Consider the following 17,992-nt stretch of genomic DNA (forward strand, 5'->3'; position numbering starts at 1 on the left):
CCCCCAAAATAAGGCGACTGTGTTTTTTCAGATAGAACCCGGTGATCTGTTTTGGGGCTGCTGCGCAACCCAACGGGAGCAAGCTCCCTCGCCACAAGGTCCAGTGCAACATTGAAAAACAACCGTCAGTCTTTCATCAACTCACACAACGCCTGCACCTCATCCTCGCTGAACAGCCCCGCCGGGTACCGTTCGCTCATCACCCGGCGCGGGTCGGGCGTCCTGATCTGCCTCGAACCGTTTGCCTTCAACCAGAGCGCCAGCGCATGGATCGCGTCGCCGTTCACCCGCAAAGGGTGGAACGTACGCGTGTACATCAGGTTGATATCGGCATTCATTTCAGCGCTCTCTCCGACGGCTTGAGCGGCTAACTTACTCAAGGTTTATGACAGAACCGCTTAGTCATACACCCTGCTCTGTGTCCCAACTGCGATACAAGAGCTATGCCAATGTGCCCGGTTTGTCGGCACATGGTCACAAAAAAGCCCACGAACCTGACGGGCCGTGGGCTTGCTGTGAGCGCCCAAACCGCGGCGCGCCCGATTGCCGCTCAACCGGGCATCACGCTGTTACAAGTGCACTCAGTTTTTGTGCGGCGCCGGCTGTTGCTGGGTCAGGCAGTGGATGTTGCCGCCCCCCAGTAACAGTTCGCGGCCAGGCACCATCACCACTTCGTGCTGCGGGAACAGGTTCTGCAGAATCTCCTTGGCGCGGCTGTCCAGCGGGTCGTCGAAGCTCGGCGCGATGATGCCGCCGTTGACGATCAGGAAGTTGACGTAGGAACCGGCCAACCGCACGGTGGGGTTGCGCTCCTGGGTGCCGTCGACCGGATCCACCCCGGCGCATTCTTCCTCGGTGGCGTACAGCGGCCCCGGGATCGGCATTTTATGCACTGTGAACGAGCGGCCCTGGGCGTCGGTGCTGCTTTGCAGTACGTCCATGGCAGCATGGCAGCGTGCGTAGTTCGGGTCTTGCGGGTCATCGGTCCAGGCCAGCAGGACTTCACCCGGGCGCACGTAGCAGCAGAAGTTATCCACATGCCCGTCGGTTTCGTCGTTGAACAGGCCGTCCGGCAGCCAGATGATCTTATCCACAGCCAGATTGGCACTGAGCACCGCTTCGATTTCCTCGCGGCCGAGGTGCGGGTTGCGATTGCGGTTGAGCAGGCATTCTTCGGTGGTGATCAGGGTGCCTTCGCCGTCGACGTGAATCGAGCCGCCTTCCAGCACAAACCCTTCGGTGCGATAACGCGGGCTGCGCTCGATCTCAAGGATCTTGCCGCCCACCTGGGAATCGCGATTCCACGGCGAATACAGGCCGCCATCAAAGCCGCCCCAGGCGTTGAAGTCCCAGTTCACGCCACGCACTTCGCCGCTGTTGTTGATCACGAAGGTCGGCCCGGTGTCGCGCACCCAGGCGTCGTCGCTGGACATCTCCACCAGGCGAATATTCGGCACGTCCAGCCGCGCGCGCGCGTTTTCGTACTGGCCGGCCGATACCGCCACGGTCACCGGTTCAAAGCGTGCAATGGCCTTGGCCACCGCCACATGAGCGGCCTGCGCCGGCTTGCCGCCGAGGCGCCAATTGTCCGGGCGCTCGGGCCAGATCATCCAGGTTTGGGTCTGTGGCGCCCATTCGGCAGGCATGTAGAAGCCGTCGGCGCGGGGGGTGCTGTGCAAAGTGGTCATGGCGATTCAGGACTCCAGGGAACCGTCGAGGGTTTTAAGCGCACCATACAGGTTCGGACGGCGGTCGCGGAACGAACCCCAGGCGCTGCGGATGTGTTCAAGTTCACCAAGGTCGAAGCGGTGCACCAGGATGCCCTCTTCGGTTTCGTTGAGCTCTTCTACTTTTTCGCCGTATTGGTTGGCGATGAAGGACGAGCCATAGAAGGTGATGTCGTAGCCGTCCTGCGCTTCGTTACCGATGCGATTGCTGGCCACCAGCGGCATCAGGTTGGCACCGGCATGGCCTTGTTGCACGCGCTGCCAATGGTCGCGGGACGAAATGCTCTTGTCGTGAGGCTCGCTGCCGATGGCGGTCGGGTAGAACAGGATTTGCGCGCCTTGCAGCGCCATGCTGCGGGCAGCTTCCGGGAACCACTGGTCCCAACAGATGCCCACGCCGATCTTCGCGTAGCGGGTATTCCATACCTTGAAGCCGGTATCACCGGGGTTGAAGTAATACTTTTCATGGTAGCCCGGGCCGTCCGGGATGTGGCTTTTCCGATAAATCCCGAGGTTGGAGCCGTCGGCGTCGATGATCGCGATGCTATTGAAACGCGCGCGGCCCGCCCGTTCGTAGAAGCTGATGGGCAGCACCACTTGCAGTTCCCGGGCTATGTTCTGGAAGTGCTTGATCGCGACGTTGTCTTCAACCGTGGTCGCCAGTTGCAGGTAGTCCGGGTTCGGCTTCTGGCAGAAGTACGGGGCCTCGAACAGCTCCTGGATCAGAATGATCTGTGCGCCCCTGGCAGCCGCCTCGCGCACCAGCCGTTCAGCGGTTTCAAGATTGGCTTCAAGGTCCCAGGAACAGGCCATCTGGGTCGCGGCAACGGTAACGATACGGCTCATGAATCATCTCCTCGGCGGCGGGCAAGTGGGTGCCTTTATAACGGATAAAAATCGGCTTTTGAAGCTAATAGTTATCCGACCATCGAAAAATAATCATATTTTACCGATAACAATCGAGTTTTTTATTACAGCCCTTCCTCCAATACCTTCGCCAGCATGTCGACGAAAAAATCCACACTGTGCCGGGAGGTAACCATCGGCGGTTTGATCTTGAGGATGTTCAGATAGTCGCCCGTAGGTTGCATGAAAATCCCCAGTTCCCGCAGCCGATCGCACAGCCGCGCGGTCTCTTCAGTGGCCGGTTCCAGGGTCTGCCGGTCGCGGACCAGCTCCAGCCCCAGATAGAACCCGGAACCATGCACCGCGCCCACCAATGGATACTGTTCGACCAGCGCTTCCAACCGGGCCTTGAAGTGCCCGCCCACCACCTGGGCGTTTTCCCACAGCTTTTCTTCCTCCATCACGTCCAGCACCGCCATGCCGATGCGGCAACTCACCGGGCTGCCGCCGGACGACGAGAAGAAGTAACCCTCGGCCTCCAGCGCCTCGGCAATTTCCCGGCGGGTGATCACCGCGCCCAACGGCTGGCCGTTGCCCATGCCCTTGGCCATGGTGATGATGTCCGGCACCACGCCCTGCTCTTCAAAGCCCCAGAAGAAATGGCCCATGCGGCCGTAACCCACCTGCACTTCATCGGCGATGCACACGCCACCCCGCTCCCGAACCCGTGCGTACACCTGCTGCAAATAGCCCGGCGGCAAGGAAATCCCACCGGCATTGCCGTACACCGGCTCACAAATGAAGCCGGCCAACTGGCGGTTCTGCGCGGCGATTTTCGCCAGGTTGTGTTCCACGCTGCGTACGTAGTCGGGCGCACTGTCCTGCCCGCGAAATTCACCGCGATAGGTGTTCGGCGCGGTCACCGGGTGCACCCAGTCCGGGCGACTGCTCAGGGCCTGAGGGTTGTCGGCGATCGAGGTCGACACCGCATCCGCCGCCACCGACCAGCCGTGGTAGGCCTCCAGCACGCTGAGCATGTCGCGCCCGCCGCTGTAGGCCCAGGCCAGGCGGATCGCCAGGTCATTGGCTTCGGTGCCGCTGTTGACCAGGAACACCCGGTCCATGGAATCCGGCGCCAGCGCCAGCAGACGCTCGGAAAATTCGGCAATCGCCGCATAGTGAAAGCGCGAGTTGGTGTTGAGCAACGACCATTGCCGCGCTGCCACCTGGGCCATGCGCGGGTGACCGTGGCCGAGCACCGCGACGTTGTTGAGCATGTCGAGGTAGGAACGGCCCTGCATGTCGATCAGGTGATTGCGCCAGCCGCGCTCGATGCGCGGCGGGTCGACGTAATAGTGCTTCTGCGAACGGGCGAAACTGGCGTCGCGGCGGGCCAGCAGGGCCTCGGGGTCCAGCTCCGGCTCGGCGTCGCAGGCCAGCCCCAGCAGGGTGGCCGGAGAGGGGCACAACGCTTGCCAGGCCGGCGCCCGGGACGGCGTGCAGAACAACGGCGGCTCAAGCTCGGCGCGGCACAGTTGCACCGTCAGCGGGCCGACAACCTCGCCGAGCACTTGGCCCTTTACCACCGCCGCGCCGTGCTGCAACAAGCCGTTCACGCCCCACAACCGAACGCTCAACTGCGCACTGTGCAGGCATAGCAGGCCGTCGGCGGCGTAACGCAAGGTGCCGGCAAACGGCGCCTCCACCGTGGCGCCCAAGGGCATGTGCAGCTCTACGTGAAGCGGGAAGGTGTCCGGTTCGATGGCGCTGTCGGGCTGGGTGCGGGACAGCCGATATTGGCCATAACGACTCGCGGCCAGCCCATGCACCAGGGCCGCCTCCTCTAGAAGCCGTCGATCAATACCTTCCTGCTGCCAATTCCCCGCCTCGAAATGCGGGCTGAGCACGCCCAGGTCGATCAGCGCGAACTCACGTCCAACCAGCCCCGGCAGCAACGGCGCAAACCCTTCGCCGACAATCGGCGGCAACTGGGCACCGACACTCCTCAGGATCGCCGCCTCCATCAGCTCAAAGGGCACCGATGTCGCCACGTCGAAAATTTCCCACTCATGCTCGGCGTTCTTCAGCAAGTAGGCGTTATCCGGGTCCAGGCCCTGCTGCTGTTCACTGCTCAGCACCAACACCGCAGCCCGCGCGACGATCAGCGGCCACAGCGCCTGCAGCTCTTCGTGCTGCAACGGGGTAATCGCGTGGCATGCCTGGATCGCCGGCAGGATGGCGAACGGATCACCCTCGGCATGGTGCAGCAGTGCCGCACAGGTCACCGACAGGTCGGCAATGCGCCAGGTGCGCACCAGGTCGCCGAAATCGATCACACCCTGCACCTGCCAATGCCGCTGGGCGTCGCGCTGCCAGACCACGTTGTCATCGGTGATGTCCATGTGCACGGCCTGCCACGGCAGGTGATCGGCCAAAGGCCGCACACGGCGTTCCACCTGCTCGGCCACTTGCTCCAGCGCAGCCCGCTGGGGGAGATTTTCGAGGGTCGAGAGCAGATGGTTGATCAGCTCAAGGGCATGACGCGGGTCCCATTGCAGGGTGCGTTCCAGCCCAGGATGCTCAAAACCGGCCAGCGCCAGGCTCATCCGCCCGCACAGTTCGCCGAAGCCGGCGATCACCTCACGGCCCAGATGAGGCAGGTGGGTGAGCGGCTGGCCGTCGATGTAGTCCAGTAACCGCAGGTGCACGGTGTGCCCGGCGACGGTTTCGGTCAGCAGTTCTTCGCCGTTAAGGGACGTGATCACCTTGGGGACCCGCACGTTCGAATGTTCCTGCAGGTGCTTGAGGGCCGCGTGCTGGGCCTGCAGTTCGACGGCGGCATAGTCGCCCCGGCAGATTTTCAGCACAAAACGGCCCCGGTCACTGTCGATGCGGTAGTTGAGATCTTGCTGGCTGCCGAGGGACTTTAGCGCGCCGCCGAGGTCGTAATGCTGCTCCAGTAGCCGTGCCGCAGGGTCCGGTCCGACTTGCGGGCATGGCAGACTGGCGCGATGAATCAACGTGGCGAGCAACATGTGACGACCCCTGGTGTTTTTATCAGGCGCTTATATCGCCATTGTTGACGGGGGTTACGCAACCCCTGCAAATGCGGTGTTTCGGCACGCAAATTGCCCTCGCCCCTTGCACCGCCTCGCTTCACAACTCAAGCTATGCTCCATTCGCTTAATGTCCGTCTAAGGAAAAGGGCTTCCGACATGCGCATTCTCATCACCGGCGGCGCCGGATTTATCGGTTCCGCTCTGATCCGGCACCTGATTCAACACACCGAGCACGAAGTGCTCAACCTCGACAAACTGACCTACGCAGGCAATCTCGAGTCGCTGACCAGCATCGCGACCAATAGCCGCTATGAGTTCGTCCAGGCCGACATCATCGACCAGACCACCGTCAGTGCCGTGCTGGCGCGCTTTGAGCCGCACGCGATCATGCACCTGGCGGCCGAGTCCCACGTGGACCGGTCCATCGACGGCCCGTCGGATTTTATCCAGACCAATATCGTCGGCACCTACAGCCTGCTGGAGGCCGCGCGCGGCTATTGGCAGAAGCTGGAGGAACCGGCCAAAAGTGCCTTCCGCTTCCACCACATCTCCACGGATGAAGTGTACGGCGACCTGCACGGCGTCGATGACCTGTTCACCGAAACCACGCCTTACGCGCCCAGCTCGCCATACTCCGCCAGCAAGGCCGCGTCCGATCACCTGGTGCGCGCCTGGCAGCGCACTTACGGCCTGCCGGTGCTGCTGACCAACTGCTCGAACAACTACGGGCCGTTCCACTTCCCCGAGAAGCTGATCCCGCTGGTGATCCTCAACGCCCTGGCGGGCAAACCGTTGCCGGTGTATGGCGATGGCCTGCAAGTGCGCGACTGGCTGTTCGTCGAAGACCACGCCCGTGCGCTGTTCAAAGTGGTGACTGAAGGCGTGGTGGGCGAGACCTACAACATCGGCGGCCACAACGAGCAGAAGAATATCGACGTGGTGCGCAGCATCTGCGGCCTGCTGGAAGAGTTGGCGCCACAACGCCCGACGGGTGTGGAGAAATTCACTGACCTGATCACCTTCGTCAAGGATCGTCCGGGCCACGACCAGCGCTACGCGATCGATGCCAGCAAGATCGAACGCGAACTGGGCTGGGTGCCCGAAGAAACCTTTGAAACCGGCCTGCGCAAAACCGTGCAGTGGTACCTCGATAACCTGGAATGGTGCCGCAGGGTCCAGGACGGCAGTTATCAGGGTGAACGACTGGGCAACACCGACGTTAAGGATCTGATCGCATGATGAAGGGAATCGTATTGGCCGGTGGCTCCGGCACCCGTTTGCACCCCATTACCCTGGGCGTTTCCAAGCAGCTGCTGCCGGTGTATGACAAGCCGATGATCTACTACCCGATCTCGGTGCTGATGCTGGCCGGCATCAAGGAAATCCTGGTGATCTCCACCCCCGTGGACCTGCCCCAATACCGCAATCTATTGGGCGATGGCAGCCAGTTTGGCGTGCATTTCACCTACGCAGAACAACCGTCGCCGGATGGTTTGGCGCAAGCGTTTTTGATTGGCGAAGAGTTCATCGGCGATGACCCGGTGTGCCTGATCCTGGGCGACAACATCTTCCACGGCCAGCATTTCGGCGACCAACTGCGCACCGCTGCAGAGCGCCCATCTGGCGCTACGGTGTTCGGTTACTGGGTGAAGGACCCGGAGCGTTTCGGCGTGATCGATTTCGACAGCGAAGGCCGCGCACTTTCCATTGAGGAAAAACCCGCCAAGCCAAAGTCGAGCTACGCGGTAACCGGCCTGTATTTCTACGACAACGACGTGATCAAGATCGCCAAGGCGGTCAAGCCATCGCCGCGCGGTGAATTGGAAATCACCGACGTCAACAACGCCTACCTCCAGCGCGGCGACCTGCACGTGGAGCGCTTCGGCCGTGGCTTTGCCTGGCTGGACACCGGCACCCACGACAGCCTGCTGGAAGCCTCGACGTACGTTCAGACCATCGAACACCGCCAAGGCCTGAAAGTGGCGTGCCTGGAAGAAATCGCTTACGAGAACGGCTGGATCGACCGTGATCATTTGCTGGAACGGGCCAAATATTTTGGCAAAACCGGCTATGGTCAGTACTTGTTCACGCTCGCTGGGGAAACTAAATGAATGTAACCGCCACTGAACTGCCCGGTGTATTGATCATCGAGCCGAAGGTTTTTGGCGATGAGCGCGGCTTTTTTTATGAAAGTTTCAACGCCCGGGCTTTCGCCCAGGCCACCGGTTTGCAACAAGAGTTTGTGCAGGACAACCATTCGCGCTCTCAAAAGGGTGTGCTGCGTGGCCTGCATTACCAAGTGGAACACGCTCAAGGCAAGCTGGTGCGTGTAACCGCCGGTGAAGTGCTGGACGTGGCGGTGGATATCCGTCGCGGCTCACCACTTTTCGGCAAATGGGCCAGCGTGCATTTATCCGCGGAGAATAATCGCCAACTGTGGATTCCACCGGGATTTGCCCATGGATTTGTGGTGCTCAGCGACTACGCCGAGTTCCTCTACAAAACCACGGATTACTACACGCCCTCGGCAGAACGCTGCATTCGCTGGGACGATCCTGACCTCAACATCGACTGGCAACTGACCGGCACGCCAACCTTGTCCGCCAAGGACCAGAACGGTAAAAGCCTGAAAGAAGCCGACCTGTTCCCATGAACAGCCCGTTGAAAATCCTCATCAGCGGCCAACACGGCCAGGTCTCCCGGGAGCTGCAACAGCGCCTCCAGGGCCTGGGCGAGTTGATCGTGTTGGGCCGCGACCAGCTTGACCTGACGCATCCCGAGCAAATCCGCCAGCAAGTGCGCGCCCATCGCCCGGGTCTGATCATCAACGCAGCCGCCCACACCGCCGTCGATCAAGCCGAGAGCGAGCCGGACGTGGCCTTCGCCATCAACGCCACCGCGCCCGGGATTTTCGCCGAGGAAGCCAAGGCACTGGGCATTCCGCTGATCCACTACTCCACCGACTATGTATTCGACGGCAGCAAGGCCGCGCCCTACAACGAGGGCGACGCAACCAACCCGCTGGGCGTCTATGGCGCGAGCAAGCTGGCAGGCGAACGGGCGATCGCGGCCGTCGGCGGTGAGCACCTGATTCTGCGCACCAGTTGGGTCTACTCGACCCACGGCAAGAACTTCTTGCTGACCATGCAGCGCCTGCTGCAGGAAAAGCCGCACATGCGCATCGTTGCCGACCAGATCGGTGCACCGACTTGGGCCGGCACCATCGCCAACAGTACACGCGCGCTGATCGAACACTGGCAAGCGGGCCAGGCCGGGGCTTGGGGCGTCTATCACCTGACGGCCCAGGGCGAGACCTCCTGGTTCGGTTTTGCCCAGGCCATTGGTGAGCAATTGCGCATCGAAGGCAAGGCGTGCGCCGAACTGGAGGCGATCCCTTCCAGCGCCTATCCAACGCCCGCCAAGCGCCCGCTGAACTCGCGCCTGGATTGCAGCCGACTGCAACAACAGTGGCACGTCTCGCAGCCGCAATGGCACGACGCATTGCGCGAGTGTCTTGCCGGGCAGGCGTAGGCATAATGCGCCTGTACCCACAGGCGCACGACTCCCATGACTCCACCCCTTCCGCGAAGACCCCGCTGGCGCAGCCTGGCCTTGCTGGCGCTGTGCCTGGCACCGCTGTTGTGGCCGCTGGAGCACTTGGCCGAGCGTTATTACCGCAGCGAACTGGCCGGGCAGAACCGCCAGACGCTGGACCTCTACGTCGCCAACCTGCTGGGCACCCTGCACCGCTATGAAGTGTTGCCGCAGATCCTCGGCGACCTGCCGGCCCTGCGCACCGCGATCGACGCGCCCCACGTCAGCACCAACCTGGTCAACGCCAACCACCTGCTCAAGGACGTCGCCGCCCAGGCCGGGGTGGAAGTGATGTACCTGATGGACACCACCGGCAAGACCCTCGCCGCGTCGAACTGGGACAAACAGGACAGCTTCGTCGGGCGTAATTTTTCCTTTCGCCCGTACTTCAGCGAAGCCATGGCCGGGCGCCTGGGGCGATTCTTCGGGCTGGGCACCACCTCGGCCAAGCGCGGCTACTTCTTCGCGGCGGCCGTGCGCGATGGCGACACGATCATCGGGGTGCTGGTGGTCAAGGTCGACCTGGACCACACCGAAAGCCTGTGGGGCAATACACCCGAACAACTGCTGGTGACCGACCACAACGGCGTGGTGATCCTCACGTCGCGCCCGCAATGGCGATTCCGCGCTACTCGGCCGCTGACTGACGAAGAACGCCGCGCCATCATCGCCATCCAGCCTTACCCGACCCGCGACCCGCAGCCGCTGAACCTCAGTGCCACGGCCTGGGTGCGCCAGTCTACCGACATCGCCGAAACCGGCTGGAAGGTCGAAATTCTCGCCCCACGCACGTTAATCAGCCGCCCGGTGCGTACCGTGGTTGCGGTAGGGGGCGCCACCTTGCTGGTGCTGATGCTGTTGCTCGGCCTGATGATGCAGCGCCGTCGTCACTACCTGGAGCGCATCGCCTTCGAAGCCAAGGCCCGTCGCGAGCTGGAAATGCGCGTGATCGAACGGACCAGCGACCTCGAAGGCCTCAACCGACGCCTGAAACAGGAAGTGCTGGAGCGTGAACATGCCCAGCAGGAACTGGTGCGCGCCCAGGATGATTTGGTACAGGCCGGTAAGTTGTCGGCGCTGGGCACCATGTCGGCGAGCATCAGCCACGAGCTTAACCAGCCGCTGGCGGCGATTCGCAGCTACGCGGAAAACGCAGGGATTTTGCTCGACCACGAGCGCACCGACGACGCCCGTGGCAACCTCAAGCTGATCAGCGAATTGACCGGACGCATGGCCTCGATCATCGCGCACTTGCGCGCCTTCGCCCGGCGCGACCGGCATGCGCCGGAGAGCGTGGCCTTGCAACCGGCGCTGGACGATGCGCTGGCGCTGCTGGCCAAGCGGCGGCGGGCGATGGAAGTGGAGCTGATCCGCGACCTGCCCGAGGCAACCTTGTGGGTGGCCGCCGGGGAAACCCGCCTGCGCCAGGTGCTGGGCAACCTGTTGGCCAATGCCCTGGACGCCCTGACCGAAAAAGGCCCGCCGCGAAAACTCTGGTTGAGTGCCCAAACCACCGAACAGGGCGTCAACCTGTACATTCGCGACAACGGCCCGGGGTTCTGCATGGAAGCCCTGGGCCGCGCCAGCGAGCCCTTCTACACCACCAAGACCCGCACCCAGGGCCTGGGGTTGGGCCTGGCGATCTGCGACACCCTGATGCGCGCCTTTGGCGGTGAACTGTTGTTCGCCAACCACAAGGAAGGTGGCGCGCTGTTAACCTTGAAACTGCGCGCCGGAGCACCGGGTGTCAGTCTGCAACCGTCCGAGGACCGCAGTGTATGAGTATCGATAACCAGATTCAGGTGGTGTTGATCGACGATGATCCACACCTGCGTCAGGCCCTGTGCCAGACCCTGGACCTGGCCGGGCTGAAAGTCCTGACCCTCGGCGAAGCCCAGGGTCTGACGTCGCGCCTGTCCCGGGATTGGCCGGGGGTGGTGGTGAGCGACATCCGTATGCCCGGCATGGACGGCCTGGAACTGTTGAGAGAGCTTCATGCCCAGGACCCGGAGCTGCCGGTGCTGCTGATCACCGGCCACGGCGACGTACCGCTGGCGGTGCAGGCCATGCGGACCGGCGCCTATGACTTCCTGGAAAAACCCTTCGCCAGCGACGCCCTGCTCGACAGCGTGCGCCGCGCCCTGGCCCTGCGCCGCCTGGTGCTGGACAACCGCAGCCTGCGCCTGGCCCTCAGCGACCGTCAGCAATTGAGCACGCGCCTGGTGGGGCACTCACCGCAGATGCTGCGCCTGCGCGAGCAGATCGGCGCGCTGGCGGCGACCAAGGCTGATGTGCTGATTCTTGGCGAGACCGGCGCCGGCAAAGAGGTGGTGGCGCGTGCGCTGCACGACCTGTCGAACCGCCGCACCGGCCCGTTCGTGGCGATCAACGCCGGGGCGTTGGCCGAGTCGGTGGTGGAAAGCGAGTTGTTCGGGCATGAGCCGGGTGCCTTTACCGGCGCCCAGAAGCGGCGCATCGGCAAGTTCGAATTCGCCAACGGCGGCACGCTGTTTCTGGATGAAATCGAAAGCATGAGCCTGGATGTGCAGGTCAAACTGCTACGGCTGTTGCAGGAGCGCGTGGTGGAACGTCTGGGGGGCAATCAGTTGATCCCGCTGGATATCCGCATCATCGCCGCCACCAAGGAAGACCTGCGCCAGTCCGCCGACCAGGGGCGCTTCCGGGCCGACTTGTATTACCGCCTCAACGTCGCGCCGCTGCGCATTCCGCCACTGCGCGAGCGGGGCGAGGATGCGCTGATGCTGTTCCAGCACTTTGCCGACGAAGCCAGCACCCGCCACGGGCTACCCATGAAAGAGCTGCAACCGGGGCAACGCGCGCTGCTGTTGCGTCACAGCTGGCCGGGCAATGTGCGCGAGCTGCAAAACGCCGCGGAGCGTTTCGCCCTGGGCCTTGAGTTGGCGCTGGACAGCACCCCGGACAACCCTTCGGCCGGCGTCCTGACCAGCACGCCCGGCGGGTTGAGCGAACAGGTCGAGCAGTTTGAAAAAAGCCTGATCGCCGCCGAACTGGCACGCAGCCACAACTCCATGCGCAGCCTCGCCGAAGCCCTGGGCGTACCGCGCAAGACCCTGCACGACAAACTGCGCAAGCACGGGCTGAATTTCGCCGACAGCGGCAACAGCCACGCTGACGACGAATGACCCTTTTCCCCCTGCCACGAGGCCACCATGAGTCGCGATAGCCGTTACCTGGAATCGATCCTTCACCACGACATTCCCCTGACCCGGGAAATGGGCCTCAAGGTGCTCGACTGGCAGGACCGGCAACTGCAACTGCGCTTGCCGCTGGACGCCAACATCAACCACAAGAGCACCATGTTTGGCGGCAGCCTGTATTGCGGCGCCGTACTGGCGGGCTGGGGTTGGCTGCATTTGCAGTTGCGTGAGGAAGGGATCGAAGACGGGCATATCGTGATTCAGGAAGGGCAGATCAGTTATCCGCTGCCGGTGACCACGGATGCGACGGCGGTTTGCCAGGCACCTGATGACAAGGTGTGGAAGCGGTTTTTGGCCACCTATAAGCGTTACGGCCGGGCGCGACTGGCGCTGGAAACGTGGATCGTCAACGAGGGCAGTGAAGAGCGGGCCGTGGCCTTTACCGGGCAGTACGTCCTGCACCGCTAGAAGCCATTACCCATAACCACTGTGGGAGCTGGCTTGCCTGCGATAGCGTACTGTCAGTCGATATTTTTGTTGGCTGGCCCACCGCTATCGCAGGCAAGCCAGCTCCCACAATTGATCGGTGTTTGGTTTAAGACCGGGCCAGGGTCAGCAACCGCTCACGCCACTCGGCCTTGGCTGGCAACGCCAGGAAAAACGGATTCAACAGCGACTCCCGCGCCGGATAGCTGAACGGCTGCCCATCCAGTTCAAGCACTTCACCGCCCGCCCCTTCCAGCACGCCTTGCGCGGCCGCCGTGTCCCACTGTGAGGTGGGCGCCAGTCGCGGGTAGCAATCGGCGCTGCCTTCGGCCAACAGGCAGAACTTCAGCGAACTGCCGATATTGGCCAGTTTCAACTCGCCCAACCCGGCACTCAAGCCAGCGAGCAAGCGATCCTGTTCAGGGCTGGTATGGCGACGACTGGCAACCACGGTAAACGCTTCACCGCTCGCCGGGGTCTGGCGCACCTGGATTTGCTTCGGCGCAGCACCTACATCGGAACGCCAGGCACCCAGCCCGGCACCACCGAAATAGCACCGACCGCTGGTAGGCATCGACACGACACCGAACACCACGCGGCCTTTTTCGATCAGCGCGATGTTGACGGTGAACTCCTCGCTGCCGGAGATGAACTCCTTGGTGCCGTCCAGCGGGTCCACCAGCCACCAGCGCTGCCAGCCAGCGCGCACACTTTGGTCGATATCGGCGTCTTCTTCCGACAGCACCGGAATGCTCGGGTCCAGGGCAGTAAGCCCGGCGAGGATCAGATGGTGGGCCGCCAGGTCGGCAGCGGTGACCGGTGAATCATCGGTCTTGGTGGTCACGGCCACGTCGGCACGCCAATACGGCAGGATGACCTCGCCGGCCTGACGGGCCAATTCAATCACGGGGGCAATAAACGGGTGACCCAGGAACAGTTCGCTCATGGCTGGAACGCTCCACGCTGGGTCAACAGGTCGCGTACCAGATACAGCGCCGCCAAGGCGCGGCCCTCGCTGAACTGCTCGTTCTGCGCCAACTGCGAAAGCTCCCGCAGGTTGACCCGGTCAACGCGCATCGGCTCCGGCTCGTCGCCTTCCAGGCGCTCTTCGTACAGTTCGGTGGCCAGTACCACCTGGATTTTCTGGCTCATGTAGCCGGGGGACAGCGACAGTTCGGTGATGTGTTCCAACTGGCGGGCGCCAAAACCGGCTTCTTCCTTGAGCTCCCGGTCTGCCGCTGCCAACACGTCTTCACCCGGCTCGATCAGGCCCTTGGGCAATGACAGTTCGTACTCGTCGGTACCGCCGCAATATTCTTCGATCAACAGCGCATGGTCCGCGTCGATCATCGCCACGATCATGACCGCGCCATAACCGGCTCCCCTGCCCACCAGGCGTTCGTAGGTCCGCTCCACGCCATTGGAAAAGCGCAATTGCAACTCCTCCACGCGGAACAAACGGCTACTGGCGACTATTTCGCGGGCGAGGACGGTGGGTTTCTGGCGCATAAGCGGCTCCTTGGCGTGATCGGGTTACTATACCGTGGCTTTTCCGATTGTCTGTGTCGGATATCTTTTCTTACATGAGTGTTCTTTATGCCTCCACTGCCCTGGCACGCCATCGACACCGTCCTGCTGGACATGGACGGCACCTTGCTCGACCTGCACTTCGACAACCACTTCTGGATGGAGCACCTGCCCCAGCGCTACGCCGAACTGCATGGCGTGAGCCGGGCCATGGCCGAAATGGAACTGCAGCCGCTGTTTGAGCGTAACGCCGGACAGTTGCAATGGTATTGCCTGGATTTCTGGAGTACCGAACTCAAGATCCCGGTACGTGAACTCAAGTTGGAAACCGCTCACCTGATCGCCTTGCGCCCGGACGCCGATACCTTCCTGGCGGCAATCAAACAGGCCGGCAAGCGAGTGATCCTAATCACCAATGCCCATCGGGACTCGCTGTCGTTAAAGCTGGAACGCATCGAACTGGCGCCTTATTTCGAGCGGTTGATCAGCTCCCATGACTACGGGTTCGCCAAGGAAAACCCGCAGTTCTGGGACGCCCTGCACGCCGACATCGCCTTCGACCCGGCCCGTAGCCTGTTTATCGATGACACCTTGCCGATCCTGCGCAGTGCCCGGGATTTTGGCGTAGGGCATTTGCTGGCCGTGAAAGAACCGGACAGCCGGAAGGGGCCTAAGGACACGGCGGAGTTTGCAGCGGTTGGGGACTATCGGGAATTGATCGTAGGTTTGTAACAACGCTGAAGATCCAATGTGGGAGCGGGCTTGCTCGCGAATGCGATGTGTCAGCCACTGAATATATTGACTGATCCACCGCATTCGCGAGCAAGCCCGCTTGTATGCTAGGACTTGAAGGGAGGAGGAGGGACAAAGCCCGATTCTGACTGTTGGCGCAGTACAGACCGTGGGAGATTTCGCCCCTCCTCCTTTCACCCAAGCGCCGATAAAGAATGCATCTGGCTATGACCGACGATAGGAACAAGCCTGCGCCTCTGGGTGAGCCCTTCAAGTGCTCAAAACCATAGCCCGGAGGAAGTCTCATGGCAATGCCAGTTCCTGTCTCAAAGCCGATCATTGGCGTCGATGTTGCTAAAAATGAGCTGGTGATTTACCACGCCGAGCTCGACCTGTTGGAAGTGATCCCCAACAACAAAACCGCCATTAAAAAATGGCTGAAAGCCCTGCCGGGCGCTGTGTCCGTTGCGATTGAAGCGACCAACACATATCACCTGGAGTTCGCTGACCTGGCCTATGAAGCTGGTTGCGTGATCTACATGGTGGGCGGTTATGAGCTCAGCCATTATCGTAAAGGTGTGAATATCCGGGCTAAGACCGACGCCCAGGATGCCAAGTTGCTTGCTCGCTATCTAAAAAACGAAGCCGATGAACTTCGCCCTGGACGCCGCCATCTCCCCTGTATCGCCAGCTTTTGAGTCTTTTTCGTCGCCGGGCGGCGCTGGTTCAGGCACGCGTCAGCCTGACTCAAAGTTGGGCGAATGAGCCGTTGCTGAAGGCCTCTTTTGCCGAGCAAATGAAGTCGATGCAAAAGCTAGAAAGCCTGATTGAAAAGATGATCGCTGATCGGCTGAAAGAAGCTGGACTATCGGATCAACTAAAGCGTTGCCTGAAAGTTGAAGGTATCGGCTTTTTGACTGGAGCCCGTTTGGTTACCAGCTTCCAACGCGGTGATTTTAGAAACGCGGACGCGTTTATCGCTTTCTTGGGTATGGATTTACGCGTTTCTAAGTCAGGACAGAAAGATAATCGTCGCAGCTTGAGCAAGCGTGGCGACTCAGAAGCGCGTCGTCTTTTGCACAACGCAGCAATGGCGGCCAGCCGAACGGCTGCATGGAAGGAGTTTTATCAAGCACAACGGGCGCGGGGTTATAGCACCACTCAGGTACTGGTAATGCTGGCCCGTAAGCTTGCTCGAGTGGTATTTGCATTGCTGAAAGGACAAAGCGAATACCAACCAAAGGTTGGTTGAGGGTTGCCCCTCAACCATAGAATCTCCCACATTTGGTCCGCGTATTACTCAGGAATACGCAGCGTCTGCCCTGGGTAGATTTTGTCCGGATGGGACAGCAGCGGCTTGTTGGCCTCGAAGATTTTGTTGTACTGGTTGGCGTTGCCATACACCGCCAGCGAAATCGCACTCAGGGTGTCGCCCTTTTTCACCACTACAAAGCGGGCGGCAGCGACAACTGGACCGGACACGGTGATCTGGTCATCAACACTCGCAACGCCGGCGATGTTGCCCAGCGCCAACAGGATTTTCTCTTTCTCTTCCTGGCTGGCGACTTCACCGGTCACGGTCACCTTGTCACCGTCAACGGTGGTTTGCACATTGGGGTTACCCAACCCGACCTTGGCCACGTGATCTTTCAACTGCTCGCTGGCGTTGGCATTACCCGGCGTCAACAGATCAATCAACTTCTCGCCTGCTTCCTTAACAAAACTGAAAATACTCATGGTGCGCTCTCCTTGGGATTTGAATTCCAGATGCCAAAGACTAGACCAGTCCTACAGAATTGGGTTCCTGCCTGACCAAAGACCCAAACGCGCTAGAATCACCCCGCATTGGAATAAGCCCTGGAGCGAAGATGGACATCAAGCAGCTGAAATTCCTCATCGCCCTCGACGAAACCCGTCACTTCGGCCAGGCCGCTGCACGCTGCCATATCACCCAGCCGACCCTGTCGATGCGCCTGCGCAGCCTGGAAGAAGAGCTTGATCTTCCGCTGGTCAATCGCGGCCAGCGCTTCGAAGGCTTTACCGCTCCGGGTGAACGCGTGTTGGCGTGGGCACGCACGGTGCTGGCGGCGTACGACGGGCTGCAGGCTGAAGCGGCGGCCTGTCGCGGCAACCTGGTGGGTACGTTGCGCCTGGGCGTGGTGCCGTTGTCGAGCTTCGATCCGCTGGCATTGATGCAGAAACTGCATAAAGAGCACCCGAGCCTGCGCTTCGAGTTGTCAGCCCTGAGTTCCGAGCAAATCCTCGAACAACTGGCGAGCAACCGCCTGGACCTCGGCGTGTCGTACCTCGAACGCCTGGACGCCGAGCGTTTCGACTCCCTGGCCTTAGGCGAAACCCGCATGGGCCTGCTGTACGACCAACGGTTCTTCAGCTTCGGTGACAAGCCCCTGAGCTGGGAAGCGCTGATCGAACTGCCCTTGGGCATGCTCACCAGCGGCATGCACTTTCGCCAGTCCATCGACCACAATTTCCACAGCCGCGGCCTCAACCCGCAGCCGCTGTTGCAGACCGATGCCGTCCATCAATTGTTACAAGCCGTGCACGGCGGCCTGTGCTGCGCGGTGATGCCGCTGGACGGCGGCCTCGATGCGCTCACCGAGCACCTGCGCCTGCAACCCATTGAAGACGCTCACACTCTGGCCCGCCTGGGGCTGATCATGCGTCGCAGCGCACCGCGTTCGGCGTTGGCAGAAGCCTGTTTTGCGCTGTATCAGAAATCGCTGCCGGCGCCTTGATCGACGTCATCTATCGGTAGATCAGTACTGACGATTAGACGCGACCCTTTGTCGCGCCTAGTCTTACAGCTGAATACTCCCGGTGG

Annotated in this window: 16 protein-coding genes and 1 pseudogene; 10 read left to right on the plus strand and 7 right to left on the minus strand. The window is 61.5% G+C overall.

The annotated features are described in order from the left end of the window. Positions 1 to 125: 125 nt before the first annotated feature. From HKK54_RS09095 to HKK54_RS09110, 4 genes are all read right to left on the minus strand, one after another. Positions 126 to 338, minus strand: coding sequence for a hypothetical protein (locus tag HKK54_RS09095; protein WP_010168987.1), 213 nt, complete (start codon positions 336 to 338; stop codon positions 126 to 128). 243 nt (positions 339 to 581) lie between these two features. Beyond that, positions 582 to 1,688, minus strand: coding sequence for an agmatine deiminase (gene aguA, locus HKK54_RS09100; protein ID WP_169386619.1), 1,107 nt, complete (start codon positions 1,686 to 1,688; stop codon positions 582 to 584). Between the two features lie 6 nt (positions 1,689 to 1,694). Then, a complete protein-coding gene (gene aguB, locus HKK54_RS09105; RefSeq protein ID WP_169386620.1) occupies positions 1,695 to 2,573 on the minus strand; it encodes an N-carbamoylputrescine amidase in 879 nt (292 codons plus the stop codon). 125 nt (positions 2,574 to 2,698) lie between these two features. Then, complete coding sequence (locus HKK54_RS09110; RefSeq protein ID WP_169386621.1) at positions 2,699 to 5,608, minus strand: aminotransferase; 2,910 nt, start codon at positions 5,606 to 5,608, stop codon at positions 2,699 to 2,701. Between the two features lie 180 nt (positions 5,609 to 5,788). On the opposite strand from HKK54_RS09110, the gene rfbB reads away from it, so the two are divergent. The 7 genes from rfbB to HKK54_RS09145 are packed head-to-tail and all read left to right on the plus strand — an operon-like array spanning position 5,789 to position 12,873. Continuing rightward, complete coding sequence (gene rfbB / locus HKK54_RS09115) at positions 5,789 to 6,871, plus strand: dTDP-glucose 4,6-dehydratase (RefSeq protein WP_169386622.1); 1,083 nt, start codon at positions 5,789 to 5,791, stop codon at positions 6,869 to 6,871. Beyond that, on the plus strand, positions 6,868 to 7,743 hold the full coding sequence (gene rfbA / locus HKK54_RS09120) for a glucose-1-phosphate thymidylyltransferase RfbA (protein WP_169386623.1): 876 nt from the start codon (positions 6,868 to 6,870) through the stop codon (positions 7,741 to 7,743). Before rfbB ends, rfbA begins: the two co-directional genes overlap by 4 nt. After that, positions 7,740 to 8,285, plus strand: a complete 546-nt coding sequence (gene rfbC, locus HKK54_RS09125) for a dTDP-4-dehydrorhamnose 3,5-epimerase (protein WP_010168978.1) — start codon at positions 7,740 to 7,742, stop codon at positions 8,283 to 8,285. Before rfbA ends, rfbC begins: the two co-directional genes overlap by 4 nt. Continuing rightward, positions 8,282 to 9,163, plus strand: coding sequence for a dTDP-4-dehydrorhamnose reductase (gene rfbD, locus HKK54_RS09130; RefSeq protein ID WP_169386624.1), 882 nt, complete (start codon positions 8,282 to 8,284; stop codon positions 9,161 to 9,163). The genes rfbC and rfbD overlap by 4 nt, the downstream gene beginning before the upstream one ends. A gap of 36 nt (positions 9,164 to 9,199) precedes the next feature. Then, positions 9,200 to 11,008 (plus strand): sensor histidine kinase, encoded by a 1,809-nt coding sequence (locus tag HKK54_RS09135; protein WP_169386625.1) that lies wholly within the window; start codon positions 9,200 to 9,202, stop codon positions 11,006 to 11,008. Further along, the gene (locus HKK54_RS09140) at positions 11,005 to 12,390 is read left to right on the plus strand and encodes a sigma-54-dependent transcriptional regulator (RefSeq protein ID WP_169386626.1); all 1,386 of its coding nucleotides are present in this window, start codon (positions 11,005 to 11,007) and stop codon (positions 12,388 to 12,390) included. Before HKK54_RS09135 ends, HKK54_RS09140 begins: the two co-directional genes overlap by 4 nt. Before the next feature lie 27 nt (positions 12,391 to 12,417). After that, complete coding sequence (locus HKK54_RS09145) at positions 12,418 to 12,873, plus strand: YiiD C-terminal domain-containing protein (protein ID WP_169386627.1); 456 nt, start codon at positions 12,418 to 12,420, stop codon at positions 12,871 to 12,873. A gap of 127 nt (positions 12,874 to 13,000) precedes the next feature. Here HKK54_RS09145 and cysQ read toward each other — a convergent pair whose 3' ends face one another. After that, complete coding sequence (gene cysQ, locus HKK54_RS09150) at positions 13,001 to 13,837, minus strand: 3'(2'),5'-bisphosphate nucleotidase CysQ (protein WP_010168973.1); 837 nt, start codon at positions 13,835 to 13,837, stop codon at positions 13,001 to 13,003. Further along, on the minus strand, positions 13,834 to 14,400 hold the full coding sequence (nudE, locus tag HKK54_RS09155; RefSeq protein WP_010168971.1) for an ADP compounds hydrolase NudE: 567 nt from the start codon (positions 14,398 to 14,400) through the stop codon (positions 13,834 to 13,836). Before nudE ends, cysQ begins: the two co-directional genes overlap by 4 nt. Before the next feature lie 87 nt (positions 14,401 to 14,487). Here nudE and yrfG point away from each other — a divergent pair, with 87 nt between their 5' ends. Next, a complete protein-coding gene (gene yrfG, locus HKK54_RS09160) occupies positions 14,488 to 15,150 on the plus strand; it encodes a GMP/IMP nucleotidase (protein WP_169386628.1) in 663 nt (220 codons plus the stop codon). Between the two features lie 305 nt (positions 15,151 to 15,455). Then, positions 15,456 to 16,402: pseudogene (locus HKK54_RS09165) on the plus strand (IS110 family transposase). A 44-nt stretch (positions 16,403 to 16,446) separates the two neighbouring features. Here HKK54_RS09165 and lysM read toward each other — a convergent pair. Then, entirely contained in the window at positions 16,447 to 16,887 is a 441-nt protein-coding gene (gene lysM / locus HKK54_RS09170) for a peptidoglycan-binding protein LysM (protein ID WP_010168967.1), read from the minus strand. Positions 16,888 to 17,018: 131 nt separating this feature from the next. On the opposite strand from lysM, the gene HKK54_RS09175 reads away from it, so the two are divergent. Then, complete coding sequence (locus HKK54_RS09175) at positions 17,019 to 17,906, plus strand: LysR family transcriptional regulator (protein ID WP_010168964.1); 888 nt, start codon at positions 17,019 to 17,021, stop codon at positions 17,904 to 17,906. Positions 17,907 to 17,992: the final 86 nt, after the last annotated feature.

It is taken from the genome of Pseudomonas sp. ADAK13, assembly GCF_012935715.1.
GTDB lineage: Bacteria > Pseudomonadota > Gammaproteobacteria > Pseudomonadales > Pseudomonadaceae > Aquipseudomonas.